The sequence below is a fragment of the Streptomyces sp. NRRL WC-3626 genome, from assembly GCF_000718785.1.
GTDB classification, from domain to species: Bacteria; Actinomycetota; Actinomycetes; order Streptomycetales; family Streptomycetaceae; genus Streptomyces; species Streptomyces edwardsiae.
The window spans coordinates 100,393-122,789 of record NZ_JOCA01000019.1 but is presented as its reverse complement, the minus strand read 5'-3'; the positions used below and the strand labels follow the sequence as shown (position 1 = coordinate 122,789).

Sequence of the window (22,397 nt, the reverse complement as noted above, 5' to 3'; positions counted from 1 at the left end):
CTAGACTCACCGGCATGTCAGGTCGTGCCCTGTTCTGTCAGCCCCGCCGCATCGGCCGTGGGGCCGCCCTGACCTTGGTGTTCGCGAGTGTCCTCGTCGCCGGAGCCGCCACGGGAAGCCTTCCGGGAGCGGGCGGCAAGCCCCGTTCGGACGGGGCCCCTTCGGCCGCTCCCGTCGGCCATGACGTCGCCCGCGCGGCCGAGGAGGCCGCCGCCGACGGCACGTCCCCCATGGAGGCCGCCCAGCGCGCCGTCAGCCGCAGCGGGGACCGCTGGGCCGCCGTCTACTCGCCGGGCGAGTACGAGGAGTTCGAGGAGACGCTGGACGGCCGCTACACCGGCGTGGGGCTGTGGGCCCGCGAGCGGGAGGGCCGGATCGAGGTGACGAAGGTGGGCGACGACACGCCCGCCGCCGACGCCGGCATCCGCGCGGGCGACCGGCTGCGCAGCGTCGACGGGGAGAAGGTCGACGGGCGGCCCGTCACCGAGGTCGTCTCCTTACTGCGCGGCGAGACGACGGGCGAGTCGGCCGGCAGCACCGTCCGCCTCGGTCTGGAACGCGGCACGCGCGCGTGGCACGAGACCGTACGCCGGGTCCGGCTGTCCCGGGACACCGTCACCGTCCGCGAGCTCGCCTCCGGGGTCACGGTCGTCGAGGTGGGTGCCTTCACCAAGGGCTCCGGCGACGAGGTCCGCACCGCCGTACGCGAGGCCCCGGCCGGCGCCGGCATCGTCCTCGACCTGCGCGGCAACTCCGGAGGGCTGGTCGCCGAGGCCGTCACCGCCGCCTCCGCCTTCCTCGACGGCGGCCTGGTCGCCACGTACGACGTCGAGGGCGAGCAGCGCGCCCTGCACGCCGAACCCGGCGGCGACACCACCCGACCCCTGGTCGCGCTCGTCGACGGCGGCACGATGAGCGCGGCCGAGCTCCTCACCGGCGCCCTCCAGGACCGCGGCCGCGCGGTCGTCGTGGGCTCCCGCACCTTCGGCAAGGGCTCCGTCCAGATGCCGACCGAGCTGCCCGACGGCTCCGTGGCCGAGCTGACCGTCGGCCACTACCGCACCCCCTCGGGCCGCGGCGTCGACGGCCACGGGCTCACGCCCGACCTGGAGGCCGACGGAGAGGCCCTCCGGCGCGCGGAAACGGTCCTCAGCGGACTCGGCCGTTAGCGAACCCCGATAATCGGCTTCCCGCCGGACCCCTCCGTAGTGCGAAAATGGGCCGCACTATGGCTAAGGAAAAAGGGCGCAAGCTGATCGCGCAGAACAAGAAGGCGCGGCACGACTACCTCATCATCGACACCTACGAGGCCGGCCTGGTCCTCACCGGCACCGAGGTGAAGTCCCTGCGTCAGGGGCGGGCGTCGCTGGTGGACGGGTTCGTCCAGCTGGACGACCACGAGGCGTGGCTGCACAACGTGCACGTGCCGGAGTACAGCCAGGGCACGTGGACCAACCACAGCGCGCGGCGCAAGCGGAAGCTGCTGCTGCACCGCGCGGAGATCGAGAAGCTGGAGTCCAAGTCCCAGGAGACGGGGCACACGGTCGTGCCGCTCGCCCTGTACTTCAAGGACGGCCGCGCGAAGGTGGAGATCGCGCTGGCGAAGGGCAAGAAGGAGTACGACAAGCGGCAGACGCTGCGCGAGAAGCAGGACCGGCGCGAGACCGACCGGGCGATCTCCGCGGTGCGCAGGAAGCAGCGCGCGTAGGGCTCTCACGGAGGGCCGGGGAATACGCTGGCACCGACCCGCGTTGGTCACGTACGATGGCGACAGCACCTCACAGAGGGTGCGAGCCCCCTCCTCGGAGGGTTTTGAAAAAACAACATGGGGATGATCGGTTTCGACAGCGGATGTCGAAGCAGGGGAAGCGTGTCGAGGAAGCGGCCATGATCTCGTAAACCACAGGCCGAAAAAAACAATCGCCAATTCCAAGCGATCTGTCTCCCAGGGCGAGCTCGCCCTCGCTGCCTGATTTTCAGGTAGCGAGCAGCGGCTCCCCTACTTAAGGGAGTGTCAGCCCGGGGATGTTCCCGACCCGGATCCTGGCATCAGCTAGGGGACTAAACCTTGATCCCGGTCACGGGGTGAAGAGGGAAACCTAACAGTGACTGAGCCCGTCGGAGACTTGTCGACGTGATCTCCGGGGCCGAGAAAAGCACAGTCGACTGCACACGGAGAAGCCCTGGTTCCGCACCGTTGGACGCGGGTTCGATTCCCGCCATCTCCACTCATCCCATGTGGGCACAGGCCCCGTCGCTTCGAGCGGCGGGGCCTGTGTCATGCCGTCCGTCATGCGGTCCCACGACCCGCACCCGCCCCGTCACGCCCCGCGCGGGGCCGTGCTCGCCCGTTCCGTCAGCCGGGGCGGCAGCAGCGTGGCCCCTGGCACGGGGGCACCGGCCAGCTTCCGTACGAGGAGGTGCACCGCGCGGGTGCCCAGTTCCGCCGACGGTACGGCGACCGAGGTGACCGGGACACGGGCCGACGCGGCGACGGGCGCCGGGCAGACGGCCGTGAGGGACAGGTCGCCGGGAATGCTCAGCCCCAGTTCCTCGAAGGCGTCGATCAGCGGATCGACCAGCGGTTCGTTGTGCACCACGACCCCCGTCAGCGAGGGCAGCTCCCGCACCAGCCGCCCGGCGATCGCGCGGGCGGCCTCCCGTCCGGTGCCGCAGGGGTGCACGGCCGAGGTGAGCCGGTGCCGGTCGGCGGCCCCGGTGAACCCCTCCACCAGCCGCCGCGCGAACGCCGTCCGCCGTACGTACACCTCCGGCGGCGAGCCGACCAGCGCCACCGCCCGGTGCCCCAGCCGGGCCAGATGGTCCACGCACAGCTCGCCGGCCGCCCGGAAGTCCAGATCGACACAGGTCAGCCCGTCCGGCTCGGCGGGCACGCCGATCAGCACGGACGGCAGGGACCGCGAGCGCAGCAGCGGCAGCCGCGGATCGTGCAGCTGTACGTCCATGACGATCACCGCGTCCGCGAGGCCCGTGTCCGCGACTCTCGCGAGCCCGTCCTCGCCCTCGCCCTGGGTGAGCAGGAGGACGTCGTGGTCGTGCGCGCGGGCCGCGGTGACCACCGACACGGCGAACTGCGTCACCACCGGCACATGGACGCCGGAGCGCATCGGGACCGCCAGCGCCAGCACCTTCGACCTGCGGCCGGCCGGGCCCCGGCCGCCACCGTCCGCGCGGTAGCCCAGCTCGCGGACGGCCGCCTGGACGCGCAGCCGGGTCGCGTCGGAGATCGGCCGCTTGCCGCTGAGCGCGTACGAGACGGTGCTGGGGGAGACCCCGGCGCGCCGGGCCACATCCGTGATCTTCACCATCGGGGGTCCTCGTCTGCATGGTCCGTGGGGATGCAGAAAGCGGTTTCGAAGCGCTTCGACGGGTGAAGGTATGTGCGGGACCTGTGGTCGTCAATGGGTCGGGAGACAATCGTTGGAGCGGTTCGACGGCCCGAACGGCACAACGGTGCAGAGGGACACGAGAAGGGCGGTCGCGGCCGCCGCCACCGGAACCCCGTACCCGGCGGTCGCGGTGACGTGCTCCACCGTCCAGCCGCCCGCCGCGCTGCCGCAGGCGATCCCGCCGAGCAGACCGGTCACCGCGAGCGTCATGCCCTCGTTCAGCCGTTCCCCGGGCGTGTACCGCTGCACCAGGGTCATGGTGGTGACCATGGTGGGCGCGGTCGCCATCCCGGCGATCAGCAGCGCGCCCGCCAGCACCACCAGCGAGCCGGTGGCTTCGGCGGCGAGCAGTGGCAGCGTCATCAGCGCCGTCATCGCGGCGAGGCACCACGGCAGCCGGGACCGCGCGGAGCCCGCCGGGCGCATCGCCCCGTACAGCAGTCCCGCCGCGCAGGAGCCGGCCGCCTGGAGCGCCAGCACCGCGCCGGACGCGGTGCGGTGCCCCCGCACGTCCGCGAACGCCAGGGTGACGACCTCCAACGAGCCGAACACCGCCCCCGTCGCGAGACAGACCACGAGCAGTGGCCGCATCCCGGGCGACCGGAACGGCGCCCGCGCGGAGGAACGCCGTGCGGCGGGCGGCTCGGTCGACCGCTGGGCGGTGAACAGTGCGACGCCGGTCAGCAGCAGCACGGCGCCCACGAGCGTGCCCGCCTCCGGGAAGAACGTCCCGCACAGGAAGGCCGCGAGGACCGGGCCGAGCATGAAGCACAGCTCGTCCGCGGCCTGCTCGAACGAGTTCGCCGTGTGCAGTGCCTTCTCGTCCCCCTTCAGCAGATGCGTCCAGCGGGCGCGGGACATCCCGCCGGTGTTCGGGGTGGTCGCGGTGGCGGCGTAGGAGGCGAACAGGGTCCAGTCCGGGGCGCCCTGACGTACGCACAGCAGCAGGGCGAGGGAGCCGAGCACGGCGAACACCGTGGCCGGCAGCGCGACCCGGGCCTGCCCGTACCGGTCGACCAGGCGGGCGGTCCAGGGGGCGACCACCGCGGTCGCCGCCAGGCCCGTCGCGGTGACGGCGCCGGCCAGGGCGTACGACCCACGCGTCCCGGCGATCATCACGACCGCGCTCACGCTGAACATGCCCATCGGCAGCCGCGCGATGAGGTTCCCGGCGGTGAACGCGCGGGCGCCGGGCAGGGCGAAGAGGCGGCGGTACGGGCCCGGCGCGCGGGGTCCGCTCCGCTCGCGCGGGTCCTCCGGGCGGGGCTCGCCGCGCCCGCGCGGGACCTCGGCGCGAGGCCTGTCGCGCCCGCGCGGGCCGAAGTCGACGGCGACGAGGGTGTCGGCGGTGACGGTGAACAGGGGTGTGTTCCGGGTGGCCCCGGTGGTTGATTGCGGCATGACACCACCGTCGCCCCCGCTCACGTGCGGGGTCCAACACCTTCCCTGCGCCGATTGACGCACTCCTGTTGTAAATTCACGGGATGTCCGCCCACGTCGACCCCCGTCTCCTGCGTGCCTTCGTGACCGTCGCCGAGGAGCTGCACTTCACCCGTGCCGCCGCCCGTCTCTATGTCGCCCAGCAGGCCCTCAGCAGGGACGTACGGCGGCTGGAACGGGAGCTGGGCGGCGAGCTGTTCGTACGCACCACCCGGCACGTGACCCTCACCGCCGACGGCGAACGCCTGCTGCCGTACGCCCGCGCGGTGCTCCAGGCGCAGGACGACCTCCTCGCCGCCGCCGGCCGGGCCCGCCCCCTGCTGGTCGACCTCAACTCCCCGGGCCTGATCACCCCGCGTCTGGTGCTGCACCGGGCCCGCGAACTCGCCCCCGGTCACGAGCTGATGGCCCGCTACGAGAGCGGACTGACCTGGGCCGCGGGGGAGGTGCTCGCGGGCCGGCTCGACGCCTCGTTCGGACGCTTCGCGGGCCTCGCCCCCGCACTGCGGTCGGGGCTGGAGCACCGGCCCGTGCGCTACGAGCCGATGGCGGTCGTCCTGCCCGAGGACCACCCGCTGGCCGCGCGGCCCGAGGTGCCGCTCGCCGCGCTCGCCGGCGAGACGGTCTACGCGGGCGCCGGCAACCCCCGTACCCCGGAGTGGACGGACCTCGCGCGGGCCCTCTTCGAGGGGCGGGGAATCGCCCTCGCGCCGCCCGCTCCGCTGGCCGTGGGGGACGAGGAGTTCCAGCGGATCATGAGGAGGACCCGCCATCCGATCCTTGCCGTAGTCGACTTTCCGCCACTTCCGGCGACGGTTCTACGCCCTTTGGTGGACCCCGTCCCGCTCTCACCCGTGTCTCTTGTGTGGCGGAAAGGGATGCTTCATCCCGGTCTGGACGCTCTGCGGCGGGCCGCGGCACTCGTCGCCGCCGAGGAGGGCTGGCTGCGGCGGCCCGAGGGCGCATGGATACCCAAACTGGATATTGTCGCCATGGCAGCCCACTGATGTCTCGCTACTGACACGAATGACTGCCCCGGAAACACAGAACCTCCGCGTGCGCTACATTCAATGCCCGAGCTCAGTGTGATAAACGGGGCGCTCGGAGCGGGTGGGGGCCCGGTCCGACGACGAGGGCTCGGTCGTGTGCGCGCCGGTAAGTCCTGTGGGGGGAAGTGCGTGCGCGTGAGAAATTGGCCAGAAGACGCCCAACCGGATCGGCCTGAGGGCGTCGGGGCGTCCGGCGAGAACACCGAGGACGAGGACCCGCGGGAGACGCGGGTCCTTCCCCTGAACGAGAAGCCCGTCAGACCCGGCACGGGTCCCGACTCCCTCGAGGACCGCTGGGCCCGCCTCGGAGTCTTCCCCGGCGGAACCGACAGGACCCAGGTCCTGCCCGACGCCACCACGCACCGCGCGGAGCCCCCCTCCGGCGGCCCCGCGACACCGTCCCGGGACGCGCGGGAGAGCCCCTGGGACGCCGAACGCACCACGGCCCTGCGGGTCCCCCGCGACCCGGGCGGCACCCCCGGCGACCGGCCGACGGGTCCCGCCCCCCGGCAGGGCGGGCCGCGCCCGCCGTACGACTCCGGCCGCCCCGGCGCCCCGACGGCGCCCCGGCGTCCGTCGTCCGGCGTCGGCCGCCCCGCGCCCGGAAGCCCCGCGAACGGCTCCCCGTCCGCGTCCTCGGAGGCCGAGACCTCCGTCTTCCCGCCCGTCACCGGACGCCCGCCGTCCGGTGCCGCGACCGGTCTCGGCCGTTCCGCGTCCGGCCCGGCGAACGGGCCGTCGTCCGAGGCCGAGACCTCCGTCTTCCAGCCGGCCACCGGGCGTCGGCCGTCCGGTGCCCCGGGCGGCCTCGGCCGTCCCGTGGCCGGCGGGCCCCGCCCCGCGTCCGCCGACCCCGCGACCGCCGTCTTCCCGCCGGCCACCGGCACCGGCGCCCCCGGCTCCCCGGCGACCGCCGGCACCGGCGCCCCGACCGGGCTGCCGAAGCCCGCCTCCCGCGCGACCGTCCGCGACCCGTGGCAGGAGGACGCCGGTGATTCCGGCGCCGCCACCCACGATCCGCACGAGGTCACCGTCCAGCTCGACTCCGTACAGATAGGGGAAGGCCTGGAGCTGCGCCGGGCAGCCCCGGGCCGGGCGGGCGGAGGGCAGGAGGCCGCCGCCGGACCCGTGTTCGTCGACGAGTCCGGACGCCGCAGCCGCCTCTACCGCCGTATCGGCATGGCCGTGGGCCTCGCCTGCGCCGGTTACGCCGTCGTCATGGTCGCCACGCTGCTGTCCGGAAACTCCGACGCCCCCTGGATGCCCGTACCGGGCCAGGAGGACAAGCCCGCGAGCCAGGTCGAGACCACGCCCGAGCCGGCCGAGACGGACACCCCGCCCAGCGCCGGCGCCGACGAGACCCCCGGCAGCACGCCGACCACCGGCGCCCCCACCGCCACCGCGCCCGGCGCCACCGCGCCCGCGACGGGCGGCGGGGCGGGCAGCACCGCGGACCGGCCCGGATCCGTCGACCCGTCACCCACGGCGACCCGGCGGAACGACACCGGAAAGCCGGCCACCGGTGGGGGTGGCGACACCACCTCCACACCCTCGGGCGACACCGTGAGCACGGCGCCCGCGAGCCCGCCGGTGTCGGAAGAACCCGACCCCGTGACGACCGCTCCCACGGCCGACGGCAGCGACCCCCGCGTCGCCGGTGCGCCCGCCGGTCAGCCGGTCGTCGTCTCCGACGGCTCCGCCGCCCCGCCGGCCACGTCCACCACTCCCGCCGCACCGTCCCCGGAGAACGTCGTCTGATGGCATCCCGTTCCCACCGTCGCAGGGCCACCCGCCGGCCCCGCGACGGCGCCCCGCGCCGCCGTGTGCCCTTGCGCCTGCTGCTCCCCGTGCTCGTCCTCGTCGCCCTGGCCGCGATGCTCATGCTGCGCGGCTATGTGCACAGCGAGATCCTCGCCGACCACCGCATCCAGAGTCCCGCGCCCACCACACAGGTGCCGGAGAAGATACTGGAGGGCGGCCCGGTCATCGACGCCCGCGCGGGACACACCGAGGGCCTGCGCATCCCCGACCACCGTCTCGTCCTCACCTTCGACGACGGCCCGGACCCCACCTGGACCCCGAAGGTCCTCGACGTGCTGAAGAAGCACGACGCGCACGCGGTCTTCTTCGTCACCGGCACCATGGCCTCCCGCTACCCGGACCTGGTCAGGCGCATGGTCGACGAGGGCCACGAGATCGGCCTGCACACCTTCAACCACCCCGATCTCTCCCTCCAGTCCAAGAGGCGCATCGACTGGGAGCTGTCGCAGAACCAGCTGGCGATCACCGGCGCGGCCGGTATCCGCACCTCGCTCTTCCGTCCGCCGTACTCCTCGTACGCCGACGCCATGGACAACAAGTCCTGGCCGATCACCCAGTACATCGGCAGCCGCGGCTACCTCACCGTCGTCAACAACACCGACAGCGAGGACTGGAAGCGGCCCGGCGTCCACGAGATCATCCGCCGCGCCACACCGCACGGCGGCAAGGGCGCCATCGTCCTGATGCACGACTCCGGCGGCGACCGCAGCCAGACCGTGGCGGCGCTCGACACGTTCCTGCCCGACATGAAGGACGAGGGCTACGCGTTCGAGAACCTCACCGAGGCCCTGGACGCGCCCAGCGCCCACAGCCCCGTCACCGGCGCCGAACTCTGGAAGGGCAAGGCGTGGATCTTCCTGGTCCAGGCCTCGGAGAACATCACCGGAGTCCTGGTGGTCGGCCTCGCGATCATCGGCACCCTGGTCATCGCCCGCTTCGTCCTGATGCTCGTCCTCTCCGGCTTCCACGCCCGCCGGGTGCGCCGCAAGGGCTTCCGCTGGGGCCCGCCGGTCAGCGAACCGGTGACGGTGCTCGTGCCGGCGTACAACGAGGCCAAGTGCATCGAGAACACCGTCAACTCACTCATGGCGAGCGAGCACCCGATCGAGGTCCTCGTCATCGACGACGGTTCCACCGACGGCACCGCCCGTATCGTCGAGGCGATGGGCCTGCCCAACGTACGGGTGATCCGGCAGCTCAACGCCGGTAAGCCGGCCGCCCTCAACCGGGGCCTGGCCAACGCCCGCTACGACATCGTCGTGATGATGGACGGCGACACCGTCTTCGAGCCGTCCACCGTCCGCGAACTCGTCCAGCCCTTCGGCGACCCGAGGGTCGGCGCGGTGGCGGGCAACGCGAAGGTCGGCAACAAGGACAGCCTCATCGGCGCCTGGCAGCACATCGAGTACGTGATGGGCTTCAACCTCGACCGCCGTATGTACGACATCCTCGGCTGCATGCCGACCATCCCCGGCGCGGTCGGCGCCTTCCGCCGCTCCGCCCTGGAGCCCATCGGCGGCATGAGCGAGGACACCCTCGCCGAGGACACCGACGTCACCATGGCACTGCACCGCGCCGGCTGGCGGGTCGTCTACGCCGAGAACGCCCGCGCCTGGACCGAGGCCCCGGAGACCGTCCAGCAGCTGTGGTCCCAGCGCTACCGCTGGTCGTACGGCACCATGCAGGCGATCTGGAAGCACCGCCGCTCCCTGATCGAGAAGGGCCCCTCGGGCCGCTTCGGCCGCGTGGGCCTGCCCTTCGTCTCCCTGTTCATGGTGGTGGCCCCGCTCCTCGCCCCGCTCATCGACGTCTTCCTCCTCTACGGCATCGTCTTCGGCCCGACCCAGAAGACGATCGTGGCCTGGCTGGGCGTCCTGGCCATCCAGGCGGTCTGCGCGGCGTACGCCTTCCGCCTCGACCGCGAACGCATGACCCATCTGATCTCGCTGCCGCTGCAGCAGATCCTGTACCGCCAGCTCATGTACGTCGTGCTGCTCCAGTCCTGGATCACCGCGCTCACCGGCGGCCGCCTGCGCTGGCAGAAACTGCGGCGCACCGGCGTGGTCGGAGCACCCGTCGCCGACGGGGTGCCGAGCCAGAACCGGCGCAGCGATGATCGGAGGCCCGTGGCATGACCCACGGATACACGACCGGTACGGGCACGAGCCCGGAACCGGCAGGACCGTACGGCACGCCGTACGCCGACGTCCCGCCGCAGCACACGACCGAGCCCGCCCCCGAACCCGCACCCGCCCCGGCGCCCGGAAAGCCGGGCCGCGACCGCTACCTCGACCTGCTGCGCTCCATCGCCCTGGTCCGCGTCGTGGTCTACCACCTGTTCGGCTGGGCCTGGCTGTCGGTGCTGTTCCCGTCGATGGGCGTGATGTTCGCCCTGGCCGGCTCGCTGATGGCACGCTCGCTGAAGCGTCCGGCGTGGGGTGTGATCCGCGGGCGGGTCCGCCGGCTGCTGCCGCCGATGTGGGCGTTCGGCGCGGTCGTCCTGGTCCTGCTGTTCCTGACCCACTGGAGCCCCTCGAAGGACCCGGACCAGGACGGCGTCTGGGGCCTGGTGAGCCTGGTCAACTACGTCTTCCCGTTCGGCGCCCCGCCCTACCCGGTGGACGCCGGAGTCATCGGCCCGCTGGAGAGCACCTGGGCGGAGGAGACGGTCGGGCCGCTGTGGTACCTGCGCGCCTACCTGTGGTTCGTCTTCGCGTCGCCGCTGCTGCTCTGGCTGTTCCGGCGGGCCCCCTGGCCGACGCTGCTCGCGCCGCTCGGCCTGACGGCGGTCGTCGGCACCGGCCTGGTCACCATCCCCGGCGAACTGGGCAACGCGGTCACGGACTTCGCGGTCTACGGCGGCTGCTGGATCCTGGGCTTCGCCCACCACGACGGCATGCTGAAGCGGATCCCGCGCTACGTCACCGTCTCCTGCGCGTCCCTGGTGATGGCCTTCGGCCTGTGCTGGGCCTCGAACCACCTCGGCTCCTCGGGCTGGGACCTCAACGACATCCCGATGGCCGACGCCGCCTGGTCCTTCGGCTTCGTGGTGATCCTGCTCCAGTACTCCCCGTCCTGGAGTGAACTCCCGGGCCGTCTGGCGAACTGGGACAAGCTGGTGACCCTGTCCAACAACCGGGCCGTCACCATCTACCTGTGGCACAACATGATGATCATGGCGACGTTCCCGATCATCGACCTGCTGTACCGCCTCCCGTTCATGCAGAGCGAGAAGGCGGCGTCCGCCCTGGACAGCACGTACACCCTCTGGACGTTCGCCCTGGTCTGGCCGCTCATCGGCCTGATGATCCTCACCGTGGGCTGGGTCGAGGACCTCGGCGCCAAACGCAGGCCACGCCTGTGGCCGAACGGCGCCAAGAGGAAGCGCCCCCAGCCGGGCACGTCCGGCTCGCGGCGGGGCTGACACGGCAAACGGGTGACGGCCGCCGAAGAACACTTCGGTGGCCCTCACCCGTTGTGCTCAGCCGATGGCGATACGTGTCTTCCAGTAGGAGGCCGTCCCGATGATCTCCGTGCCGGATCCGGACAGGACGGTCCTGCCGCCCGCGTAGAACCGTACGGTTCCGTCGGTGCGCACGGTCCAGATGTCGGGGATCGCGTCGCCGTTGGCGTCCGGCGTGCCGATGAGCAGGTAGATGCTGGAGCTGCCCCAGCCGGAGGCGCCGTAGACGGCGTCGACGCCGTCGGCGGAGTTCGCGGCGGAGGCCAGGGAGGTCAGGTCGGTTCCACCGCCTGCGGCCTTGATGCCCTTGCGGAAGAGGAGCCGGCCCGAGACGTCGGTGCGGTAGACCAGGTCCGTGACCCCGTCGCCGCTGATGTCCGCCACGGTGACGATGTCCCGTTCGGCCCACGGTGTGGAGGACAGACGGATCGCCTTGTCGATGGTGGCGCCGTGGTAGCCGGTGAGGGCCCAGATCTCCTCGCCCACGGTGGCGAAGAAGTCCGTGCGGCCGTCGCCTGTGGCGTCGCCCGCCGAGACGATCTGGGTGAGGGCGGCGGGGTCGGGCGCGTTGGACGGGAGAAGCAGTTCCACCCGGCGGTCGATGTTGACCGCGCCGTAGCCGTCACCGGGGTAGACCCACAGCTTGCCGCCGACGCGGACGACCAGGTCCTGGAGGCCGTCACCGCCGTAGATGTCGCCGTTGTGGGTGATCAGGGCGCCCTTGAAGTGGCCGGAGGGTGCGGCGATGTACGGGGGCAGGTCGTCGCCGCCCGGGTCCTTGGCGGGGTTGGAGCGGTAGGCGCCGGACATGGAGTAGTCCAGGTCGCCCGAGCCCTTGGCCAGGTCGTTGGTGGCCTGGGAGGGGTACAGCACCAGATTGCCGCCCTCGCTGACCACCATCAGGTCCGGCAGCTTGTCGCCGGTGAAGTCGCCGGGGGCGTCGGCCTGGTCGCGCGGTGTGACGTAGAAGAAGTACTTCGTCGCCTGGGAGACATTGCCCGCGCCGTCGACGACGCGTACGTACAGCACGTTGGGTCCGGCGGTCGGCGGCTTCGCGTTCGCGAGTGTCGCGCTGACGCTCGTGGCCGTTCCGGAGGTGCGGCTGACGGAGAACGGGTAGTTCGCCGAGTTGAAGCCGTACTCGTAGCGGACGACGTCCGTGTCCAGTGCGCGCACGGTGAACGAGCCGGGTGTGCCGAACTTCTTGGTGGACCAGTTGGCGTCCTCGGCGTCGTTGCCGAAGCCGTTCTCACTGCCGTCGGCGTTGGGGAAGTCGGTGGAGCTGACCTTGGGCGGTTTGGGCGCGGCGGTGTCGAGGACGAAGCGGCAGGGAGTCTTGGACGGGGTCCAAGCGGAGGTGGAGTTGGCGTCGTCGACCGCGCGCACCCGCCAGGAGTAGAGCGTGCCGTGGGTGAGCTTGCCGGTCGAGAATCCGCTGGTGGTGCGCAGTGCGGTGTCCTTGTCCCCGCCGACGGAGACCTTGCCGGTGGAGCCGAGCAGGTCGCCCGTGGTGTCCCACTTGCCGGTGGGCCACAGGTCGAAGTCCAGGTAGTCGAGGTTCTTGTCCTTGTCGGAGCCCCGTGCGGTGAAGGTCAGGCTGCCCGAGCCCATGCGGACGTACGGCTCGGTGGTGGTGCACTTGGCGTCGGGGCCGAGGTCGAGGGACTTGGAGTCGATGGTCGGTTTGCGGTTGTAGACGAGCTCCAGGACAGGTGCGTGATCGCCGTTGGCCCGGAACTTCTTCCACGCGTACTGCGAGTCCTCGTCGCGGGCGCGCAGCCCGAACGTGATCATGTCCTTGCCCTGGTCGGCGCGCTGCTGCGCGGCCTTTCTCACGTCGAAGGTCTCGTAGGCGTCCCGGCAGCCGGACTTGTAGCCGTGCGCGAAGCTCTTGGTGGCGAACTTGTTGCCGTCGGTCAGCTTGGGGGCGTTCTTCCAGTTGGTGTGCCCGTTGACCGCGCCGGTGAGGTGCACGCTCATCGAACGGGCGCTGCACGACCAGGAGTACGTCTCCAGCATCCGCAGCTTCGCACTGGTGATCTTCGTGCCCTTGAGGTCCTTGTCGAAGGCGATGTTGAAGTAGGAGCGCGAGGTGCCCCAGGTGTCCGACTCGAATCCGACGCGCGCCTCGTGCGTACCGCCCTTGTTGAACCCCTTGCCGTTGTAGAACGTGGCGTTGGGGTGGCGGCTGTAGGCGGTGGTCCAGTTCTGGGTGTGCTTCTTCACCGACGGGTCGACGAACACCGGATAGGTGGTCGCCGGGTCGTCGAGGAAGGAGAGATCGGGGGAGATGATCCAGTTCGCCCCGGACAGGTCGGCCTCGACCAGCTCACCGCGGGAGTCGGGCGAGGGCCCGTCCAGGCCGGCCAGGCCGAGCGTCGCCGCCGGGCCGGTCGGGGACGGCGCCGGGGTCGGCTCGGCCGGGACGGACGGCAGCGGTGATTCCGACACGCTCGGCACGGGTCCGTCGCTGGCCGTGGGCAGGGTCTCCGGATTGGTGTCGGCCTGCTCGTCGGTCTCGATCAGCTCCTCGGTGGGACCGGGGCTGTCGCTCGGCTCGTCGGTGGCCGGCTCGCTGGGGCCGGGGGTCTCCGAGGCGGTGGGCTGCGCGGTGGCGCCGACCTCTCCGTCCGTCACGGCCGGGGCTCCGCTGCTGTCCCACATCAGTGGCGTCGGCGAGACCGCGATCTCCTGGGAGTAGACGTTCTCGGCGGACAGGACCCCCGTGACCGGGTCCAGCCGGAAGGTCAGGTCCGGTGAGGTGATTCCGTACGACAGCCGCTGGGCGCGGGGGTCGGCCGCCGCCTGCCGGTTCTTCAGGACGAGCAGCTGGGCGAAGCCCTCGTCGTCGGCCGTGAGCACCAGATCGGCGCCCGGGAAGATCTCCGGGTACAGGGCCCGTGAACCGTCGATGACGGGGGCCGGGACGGCGCCCGGCCAGGTGAGCTGGATGTCGTAGCCGTCGACGGTCAGGGTGACGAGCGGGTTCGCGGTCTCGTCCGCAGCGGCCCGGACTCCGGTGAGCAGGGAGGCGCGGCGGACGGTCGCGCGCGACGCGCGCTGTTCCTTCCGCGTCGGCGACCCCTCCTCGGAGCCGGCCGAGAACACCATGCGCGCGTTGGTCGCCTTCGGCTCCCAGCCGTCCTCGGTGCGGTGGAGGTCGTAGTCGATGTCCTTCCACTCCCCGCCCGCTTTGGCCCGGACCGGTGAGGAGTGCAGGTGCTTGACCATGAGTCCGTCGGGCCGCGCCCACGTGGTGGAGCGCGCCGTACGCGATGCGGTGACCTCGACGAGCTCGCCGGTCTCCCGCGCCCGCGACGCGGCGGCCGCCTCGGTCACCGGCTTCGCGCTCCTGTCGCGGTGGGGGTCCCCGCGTGAATCGGAGCGGTCCAGGCCGAGGCCGGCGAAGGTGATGCCGGTGGCGGCGAGAGCCGCCGTCAGGACGACGGCGGTGGTCCGATTTCCGGGCAGGCCCCGGCGCCGGGTGCGCTCTGTGCGCCTCATCGGGCGAGTTCCCCTTCCCCCCTTGGAGCCGGCGCGCAGTCAGGCGCGGCCGGGCGAGCCGATGATGACCCATGAGCGCGCCGGCGTCACGCTTCGCGCCGAGCGCGCGGGATGAGCGGAACGAGCGCCGGGGCCGTACCTCCGGTGGATGCCGTTTCCCGGGAACTGCCGTGTGCCGCACGGCCGTTGACGTCAATTCAGTCGCAAGCCGGACAAAGGTTCCCGGCACCGATGGGTATGTGGGACGGAATCCGATGAATCGCGTGCTATATCAGTGAAATATGGGTGCTGGCGTTACCCCGGATAGGTGAGAACTGTGCGTTACGCAAGGTTATGAATCGTTACGTACCGTGATGGTGATCACATCCGCAGAGTCGATCTGGCGGAACTTCACAGCCGCTGCACAAAATCAGCTCATCTGATGCGTCATCACGCGTGGTCCGAACCTGGTCCCGCCTCACTGGTCCGGGGGACCTCGTCGTGTTCGGTCGTTACTCGTCTGTCCGTCGTGGCCGCACACGCCGTGTGCGCATGGCCGTGGTGCCCGCCCTCGGGGCGGCCCTCCTGGTAGGTCTCCTGCCCGCGCAGTCGCTGGCCCTGCCGCCCGATCCGTCCGCGGCCGAGAAGGGCCGCGAAACGCTGGAGCTCGAGGCGCTCGACCAGGACAAACCGCTCACGGGCGAGGCCTTCGAGCGGGACCTGGAGTCCCTGAAGGTCGACGTCCCCGCAGACCTCGAACAGGCTCCGGCCGGCACGGCGACGGCTCCGGCCGCCGACTCGGGGCTGGTCAGCTTCGGCTCCGCCGCGTCCGCGGACCAGGCCACCCTGCGCGCGGGCACCACCGCCCGGCAGGCCGGTCTCACCCCTGTCGAAGACCTTCCCGTCAGCCTCGGGCAGGCCGCCGACCAGCCGGAGCCCACGGGTACCTGGCAGGTCTCCGTCGCCGCCCGGACCTCGGCCGTCGCCCAGGGGGTCGACGGCGCGCTCATCACGATCCAGGCCCCGGCGACCGGCTCCGTGCCCGTCTCGGTCGAGCTCGACTACGCGAAGTTCAAGAACCTCTACGGAGCGGACTGGGCCTCTCGGCTGCGCTTCGTCCAGTTCCCGGAGTGCTACCTCGTCACCCCGGAGGACGAGGCCTGCCGGACGTACGAGGAACTGGAGACGACCAACGACACCAGGACCCAGTCGATCACGGCGACGGTCGACACGGCGGCCGACGGCACGGTCACACCGGCCGTGGCGAAGGACCCAGGAACCACCGGCCCCTCCGTCGCCCGGGCCGCCTACCGGACCTCGGCCACGCGGGTCGCGGCGGGCGGGGACACGGCCGTCGTCGGCGCGGTCGATTCCGGCGGAGGCGCGGGAGGGACCTTCAAGGCCACACCCCTGGCCTCCAGCGGATCCTGGCAGGCCGGCGGCTCCTCGGGGGCGTTCACCTGGTCGTACCCGCTGACGGTTCCCGCCGCACCGGCAGGCCCGGCTCCGCAGATCACCTTCAGTTACAACTCCCAGTCGGTGGACGGCCGCGTCGCGGTCTCCTCACCCCAGTCCTCCTGGATCGGCGAGGGCTGGGACTACGACCCCGGCTACATCGAGCGCCGCTACCGCTCCTGCCAGGACGACCGCAAGACCCTGGACGCCGGCACCCCCAACAACACGGCCAAGAAGGACAAGACGTCCGACCTGTGCTGGGTGTCGTACAACGCGGTGATGTCCCTGGGAGGCAGGAACGTCGAGCTGGTGCGGGACGCTCCCGCGGGCAGCGATCCGGAGACCGACACCGAGGTCTACCGGGCCCAGACCGACGACGGCACCCGCGTCGAGCGCAGGACCGGCGGGACCAACGGCGACGACAACGGCGAGTACTGGATCGTCACGACCACGGACGGCACCAAGTACTACTTCGGCCTCAACGAGGTCGGCGGTGGTCACGCCGACTCCGACTCCGTGTCCACCGTGCCCGTCTTCGGCAACCACCCCGGGGAACCCTGCCACGCCACCGCCTTCGCCGACTCCCGCTGCGGGGCCGGGCGGCAGCAGGCCTGGCGCTGGGGACTCGACAAGGTCGTCGACGTGCACGGCAACGTGATGGTCGTCAACTGGAAGCAGGAGACGAACCACTACGCGGTCAGGAAGAAGTTCACCTCCCCCGAGCAGTACGAGCGTGCCGCCTACCCGGCCACCATCGAGTACGGCATGCGCTCCGCCGACCTCACCAAACCCTCCGCGACGGTCGAGTTCGGCGCGAAGCAGCGCTGCCTGAAGTCGGAGACGGCCTGTGACTCCGCGAACTTCGCCAAGACCGACGACCCCGGCGCCTACCGGCCCTGGTGGGACACCCCCGGCAACCTGAACTGCAAGTCGACGTCGGAACTGTGCCCGGCCTTCCCGTCGTTCTGGACCCAGATGCGTCTGGACACGGTGACGACGAAGGCCGCCCGCGCCGGCCAGACCGGCCTGGGCAAGGTCGACACCTACCAGCTCCACCAGTCCTTCCCGGAGGACTGGTACGACACGGCCCCCGGCCTGTGGCTGAACTCGGTCACCCGCCGGGGCTTCGCCCCCGGTGACACCACCGGCACCCTCCAGCACAAGGACGGCGTCAGCTTCGCCGAGTACTCGGTCGGCTCCACCTCGCCGCTGCGGACGCGACTGAAGGACCGCCAGCTTCCGAACCTGGTGCCGAGCGGCGCCAACGACCAGCGTCCCGCCTTCACCCGGCCCCGCATCGGCACGGTGGCGACGGAGCACGGCGGCGACATCGAGGTCGAGTACAAGGGCGGCTGCGCCGGCGAGCCGGCCGAGGACAAGGGCAAGGACAACGGCACCTGCTACCCGGTCCGCTGGTCGCCGGACGGTGACGAGAAGACGCCGGCGAAGTCATGGTTCAACAAGTACGTCGTCCACTCCGTCACCCAGACGGACAAGGTCACCTCGCACGGCAGACCCATCCACACGACGTACAAGTACACCGGCCCCGCCTGGGCCAAGAGCGACGACGAGTTCACCCGGCCGTCCCTGCGGACGTTCAGCGCCTGGCGGGGCTACCGCCAGGTCGCGGTCACCAAGGGGAGCAAGACCACCTCCCAGTCGGGCGAGCCGCAGGGGCAGTCGTACTCCGAGACCCGGTACTTCCAGGGCACGGGCGGGGAGGTCAAGGACTCCACCGGCACGTACACGCTGATCACCGACGACGCACCGCAGTACGCGGGCATGACGGCGGAGAGCATCACCTACCTGGACTCCGACAAGCGGGTGCAGAAGCGTGCCCTGAGCTTCCCCTGGTCGAGGCAGACCGCATCCCGCGCCCGTGAGGCGGAGAACGGCACCGCTCTCTCCCCGCTGCTCGCCCACCGCACCGGCGTCAAACGGTCGGACGAGATCCAGACCGTCGACACGAGCTGGCGGGCGGTTCGGACCCTGACGACCGTCGACGACACCTACGGCCTTCCGGTCCAGGTGGAGACGTCCGTGGTCAAGCCGAACGGATCCGGCGAGACACTGTCCGACCAGAGCTGCACCAGGACGTCGTATGTGCACAACACCACGGCATGGCTGATCGGTCTGACGAAGGAGCAGCGGGCCACGGGCACCTCGTGCGCGGGGTACGACACCGCGGACCCGGCGACCAAGCTCGTCAAGGCGGTCCGCAACAGCTACGACAACCTGTCGTACGGCGCGACCCCGACCAAGGGCCTGCTCACCTCCCAGGCCGGTGTCGACGGTGCCGGAACCTCGTACTCGGTCGTCACCGGCACGACGTACGACCCGCTGGGCCGTGTCCGCACGGTCACCAGCCCGGGCGTGGGCACGACCGAGACGCAGTACACCCCCGCGGACGCCGGCGGACCGGTCACCGCCACCAAGGTGATCAACGCCAAGGGCCATGCCGTCACGACGACCTTCGACCCCGGCCGCAGCCTCGCGCTGACGGTCACCGACGCCAACGGCCGGGTCACACGCAACGAGTACGACGCCCTCGGACGCCTGGTCAAGGGCTGGTCGCCGTCCCGCTCCTCCGGCGGCAGGTCGCCCGACGTCGAGATCTCGTACCAGGCGGCGATCGCCACGTCCGAGACGACCCGCCCCGCCGCGGTCACCACCAGGAGCCTCAAGGACGACGGCACGTACAGCCGTCAGGTGGCGATCTACGACGGTCTGATGCGTCCCGTGCAGACGCAGTCCGAAGCCCACGGCCCCGGCCGCGTCGTCACCGACACCACCTACAACGACCACGGCCTGGTCGACGAGCAGACCAGCGGGTACCTCGCGAAGGGCGATCCGGCGGCCGAGCTCTTCGCGCCCAGATCGCGGACCCTGATCCCGAGCTGGATCAAACACCGCTACGACGGCCTGGAGCGCAAGCAGCGCGAGTCGACGTACCACGACGGCGACTTCGCCTACGCGACCTACACCTACTACAGCGACACCAGCACGTACGTCGACCCCGCCGGGTCCACGGTCCCGCGGACCCGCACCTTCACCGACGCCCTCGGCCGGGTCACCTCCATCCGCCACTACAAGGACGACGGGAGCACCAGCGAGGGGCGCGTCACGTCGTACGAGTACGACGCACGCGGCTACCGCACCAAGGTCACCGACCCGGCAGGGAACGCCTGGACGTACTCGTACGACGCACGGGGACGGGTGATCTCCACCAACGACCCCGACACGGGCGAGACGAAGACGTGGTACGACGAGGCCGACCGGCCTCAGAAGGTGACGGACGCCAAGTCCAGGACGACGTACACCGAGTACGACGAATTGGGCCGGGTGGAGTTCGTCCGTGAGGGCTCCGCGACGGCCGTCCCGGTCAAGGAGTTCACGTACGACAGCCTGCCCGGGGCGCTCGGGCAGCCGGTCGCCTCGATCCGGCGCACCCTGAACGGGGACTACGTCGAGCGCGTCACCGGCTACGACACCGAGTACCGGCCCACCGGCACGGAGACGGTGATCCCGCCCAGCTCGCTGACGACGGGCGTCGCCGGAACGTACGCCTACGCGTACACCTACACACCCGTCACGGGACAGGTCCAGTCGGTCACGCTGCCCGCGGTGGGCGGACTGGCGCAGGAGAAGGTCGTCACCCGCTACAACGCCGACGGCCTCCCCGAGTCGACGGCGGGCGCGGCCTGGTACACGTCCGACGTCACCTACTCGCCCTACGGCGAGGCCCTGCGCACGGTGTCCGGAGCCCAGCCGTACCGGGTGTGGACGACGAACTTCGTCGACCCGCACACCGGCCGGCTCCAGCGCACGGTCGCCGACCGCGAGACCTCCGGCCCGCACCGCATCGCCGACGGCTACTACTCGTACGACAAGTCCGGCACCATCACCTCCCACGCGCGCCAACTGACGGACGCCTCGGGCTCGTCGTGGGACACCCAGTGCTTCACCTACGACGTGATGGGCGAGCTGCTCAACGCCTGGACGTCGAACATCACCCCGACCGGCTCCGACGACGGCTGCAAGGCGTCGAACGGCGCGACCTGGGGCCCCCGCACGGACTACATGGCCTCGTCCGGCCCGGTGGCCGACGCCCCCGACGCGGCGACGGACGTGTCGAGCCCGGACACCGCGCTGGCCTCCACCCGGTCGGCCACCGCCCCCGACGCCGCCACGGTCTCCACGGGAGCCACCGCCTACCGCCAGTCCTTCACCTTCGACTGGCTCGGCAACCGCGCCGCCATGACCGAGCACGACCCGGCGGACGCCACGAAGAACGTCTCCCTCACGTACGGCTACGGCACACCCCAGCCGCACACCATGAAATGGATCAGCTCCGCCCCGGCCGGCCGGGGCAGCAGCTACACGTACGACGCGGTGGGCAACACCGAGGCCCGCGATCTGCCCGCCACCACGCAGAACCTCACCTGGACGCAGGAGAACAAGCTCGACACGATCACCGACGACGGCAAGAAGACGACCTACGTCTACGACACCGGCGGAAACCGCGTCCTGGAGAACTCCCCGTCGGGCTCGACGCTCTACCTGGGTGAGACCGAGGTGACGACCGACGCCGCCGGGGCGGTCGTTCGGGCTTCCCGCACCTATGGACAGTCCGGCGCACCCTCCGTGACCCGCACGGCAAGCAACGGCGCCACGACGGGTCACCAGCTCAGCGTGCTGCTCACCGACCACCTCGGCACGGCGAACACGGCGGTCTCCCTGTCGAGCGGCCAGGCCGTCACCCGCCGGGCCTTCAAGCCCTACGGCGAGACCCGCGGGGCCAAGCCGCCGGTCTGGCCGAACAAGCGCGGCTACCTGGGCGTCGGCATCGACGACACGGCCACCGGCCTGACCCACATCGGCGCCCGCGAGTACGACCAGGACTCCGGCCGCTTCCTCTCGGCGGACCCGGTCATCGACATCGCCGACCCGCTGCAGATGAACGGCTACGCCTACAGCGGCAACAGCCCGGTCAGCCACGGCGACCCGAGCGGCCTCTGGTGCGACAGCTGCAACGACGGCAAGGGCTGGACCCGCCCCGACGGCGGCACCCAGGGCGACCCGAACGGCGGCCTGAACTCCGACGGTTCGGTGCGGGGGACGCCGCACGGTAGTGACGGCTGGGAAGACCCGACCGTATGGATCGCCAGCCAGACGCCCCGGACCAACGATATCGACGAACTGCTCAAGCACTTCCTGATGAACAGTCCGAACGGTGACTCACCCGAAACCGACTACTGGGTGACGCCCGTCTATGAGAACGACGGACCGGGCAACGCGTGCTTCGGCCGGGAGGCCTGCCGCCAGGCGTACAAGTACCTGCTGCGCCACGACGACGTGGCGGAGGCCAAGCGCATCGCCGCCAACTACTGCGTCTCGAACTTCAACGACTGCGTGGCGGACGCCAAGGCTTTCGAGCGCGGCAAGCTGGTCGAGGCATTTATCGGTGCCCTGGTCACCGGAGGAAGGGGCTCCTCGGCGGCCGCGGCCACCGGAAAGCGTTTGAAGGGAATAAGCTGCTTCAGATGTTTCCTGGCCGGGACGGATGTACTCATGGCCGACGGGACCACCAGGGATATCGAGGATGTGGAACTCGGGGACGAGGTCCTGGCCACCGACCCCGAGACCGGCGAGACCGGGCCCCGCAGGGTCACCCGTCTCATCGTCACCGAGGACGACAAGCACTTCAACGAGTTGTCGATCGCCACAGCGGAGGGTATCGAGAAGCTCACCGCGACGTACGAGCACCCCTTCTGGTCTCCGTCCGAACACGACTGGATCGATGCCGGCGGACTCGTCGCGGGCATGACCCTGCGCACGGACACCGGCGACACCGTGATCGTCACCGGAAATCGCGCTTTCACCAGGCACGCCCGCACTTACAACCTCACGATCGAAAACCTGCATACGTACTACGTGCTGGCGGGGGAAACGCCGGTCCTGGTTCACAATGCCGGGAATGAACCGGTAACGCCGAATATCATTCTGCGAGGGCTGCAGCAGATTCAAGATGGAACGCTGCAGCAGCGCAGGAATCCTGATGGCACATTGGATCACTTCGAAAATCGCGAGAACAACAGAAGAAATGTCTGGTGGGAAGGTGCCAAGATCTACGCGCCGGATCCCAATAATCATGATTATCGAATTCTTGAGAAGGAGGGGCAATTCAAATGGGTGGGCCCGAAGGGGAATGTCAAGGGTGCGGGGCATTTCTATGGTAAGCTCATGAATATTACGAATTGCCCCTGAGGTGAGGTG

Annotated in this window: 10 protein-coding genes and 1 other RNA gene; 8 read left to right on the top strand and 3 right to left on the bottom strand. The window is 70.7% G+C overall.

Annotated elements, in window-relative coordinates; translation table 11 throughout:
* The first annotated feature begins 14 nt into the window (after positions 1–14).
* From IF28_RS0125995 to ssrA, 3 genes are all read left to right on the top strand, one after another.
* The gene (locus IF28_RS0125995) at positions 15–1,169 is read left to right on the top strand and encodes a S41 family peptidase (protein ID WP_199809040.1); all 1,155 of its coding nucleotides are present in this window, start codon (positions 15–17) and stop codon (positions 1,167–1,169) included.
* 59 nt (positions 1,170–1,228) lie between these two features.
* Positions 1,229–1,708, top strand: a complete 480-nt coding sequence (gene smpB / locus IF28_RS0125990; RefSeq protein WP_030224868.1) for an SsrA-binding protein SmpB — start codon at positions 1,229–1,231, stop codon at positions 1,706–1,708.
* 119 nt (positions 1,709–1,827) lie between these two features.
* Positions 1,828–2,231, top strand: a transfer-messenger RNA (tmRNA) gene (gene ssrA, locus IF28_RS37295).
* A 90-nt stretch (positions 2,232–2,321) separates the two neighbouring features.
* Here the strand turns inward: ssrA and IF28_RS0125985 are convergent.
* Both IF28_RS0125985 and IF28_RS0125980 read right to left on the bottom strand, forming a co-directional pair.
* Positions 2,322–3,329 (bottom strand): LacI family DNA-binding transcriptional regulator, encoded by a 1,008-nt coding sequence (locus IF28_RS0125985; protein ID WP_030224867.1) that lies wholly within the window; start codon positions 3,327–3,329, stop codon positions 2,322–2,324.
* Positions 3,330–3,419: 90 nt separating this feature from the next.
* Positions 3,420–4,811, bottom strand: coding sequence for an MFS transporter (locus IF28_RS0125980; protein ID WP_030224865.1), 1,392 nt, complete (start codon positions 4,809–4,811; stop codon positions 3,420–3,422).
* Between the two features lie 83 nt (positions 4,812–4,894).
* Between IF28_RS0125980 and IF28_RS0125975 the strand changes: the two genes are divergently transcribed.
* The 4 genes from IF28_RS0125975 to IF28_RS0125960 all read left to right on the top strand — a co-directional run bounded on the left by IF28_RS0125975 (position 4,895) and on the right by IF28_RS0125960 (position 11,144).
* On the top strand, positions 4,895–5,857 hold the full coding sequence (locus tag IF28_RS0125975; protein ID WP_030224862.1) for a LysR family transcriptional regulator: 963 nt from the start codon (positions 4,895–4,897) through the stop codon (positions 5,855–5,857).
* Positions 5,858–6,034: 177 nt separating this feature from the next.
* Positions 6,035–7,657 carry a hypothetical protein gene (locus IF28_RS38095; protein ID WP_051713882.1) on the top strand — a complete coding sequence of 541 codons (1,623 nt, stop codon included), beginning with the start codon at positions 6,035–6,037 and terminating at the stop codon, positions 7,655–7,657.
* The gene (locus tag IF28_RS0125965; RefSeq protein ID WP_030224860.1) at positions 7,657–9,855 is read left to right on the top strand and encodes a polysaccharide deacetylase family protein; all 2,199 of its coding nucleotides are present in this window, start codon (positions 7,657–7,659) and stop codon (positions 9,853–9,855) included. Before IF28_RS38095 ends, IF28_RS0125965 begins: the two co-directional genes overlap by 1 nt.
* A complete protein-coding gene (locus IF28_RS0125960; RefSeq protein WP_030224859.1) occupies positions 9,852–11,144 on the top strand; it encodes an acyltransferase family protein in 1,293 nt (430 codons plus the stop codon). The genes IF28_RS0125965 and IF28_RS0125960 overlap by 4 nt, the downstream gene beginning before the upstream one ends.
* 57 nt (positions 11,145–11,201) lie before the next feature.
* On the opposite strand, the gene IF28_RS0125955 is transcribed toward IF28_RS0125960, so the two are convergent.
* On the bottom strand, positions 11,202–14,687 hold the full coding sequence (locus IF28_RS0125955; RefSeq protein WP_030224858.1) for a DNRLRE domain-containing protein: 3,486 nt from the start codon (positions 14,685–14,687) through the stop codon (positions 11,202–11,204).
* Positions 14,688–15,218: 531 nt separating this feature from the next.
* On the opposite strand from IF28_RS0125955, the gene IF28_RS0125950 reads away from it, so the two are divergent.
* The gene (locus IF28_RS0125950) at positions 15,219–22,388 is read left to right on the top strand and encodes a polymorphic toxin-type HINT domain-containing protein (protein ID WP_234325342.1); all 7,170 of its coding nucleotides are present in this window, start codon (positions 15,219–15,221) and stop codon (positions 22,386–22,388) included.
* The last annotated feature ends 9 nt before the right edge of the window (positions 22,389–22,397 follow it).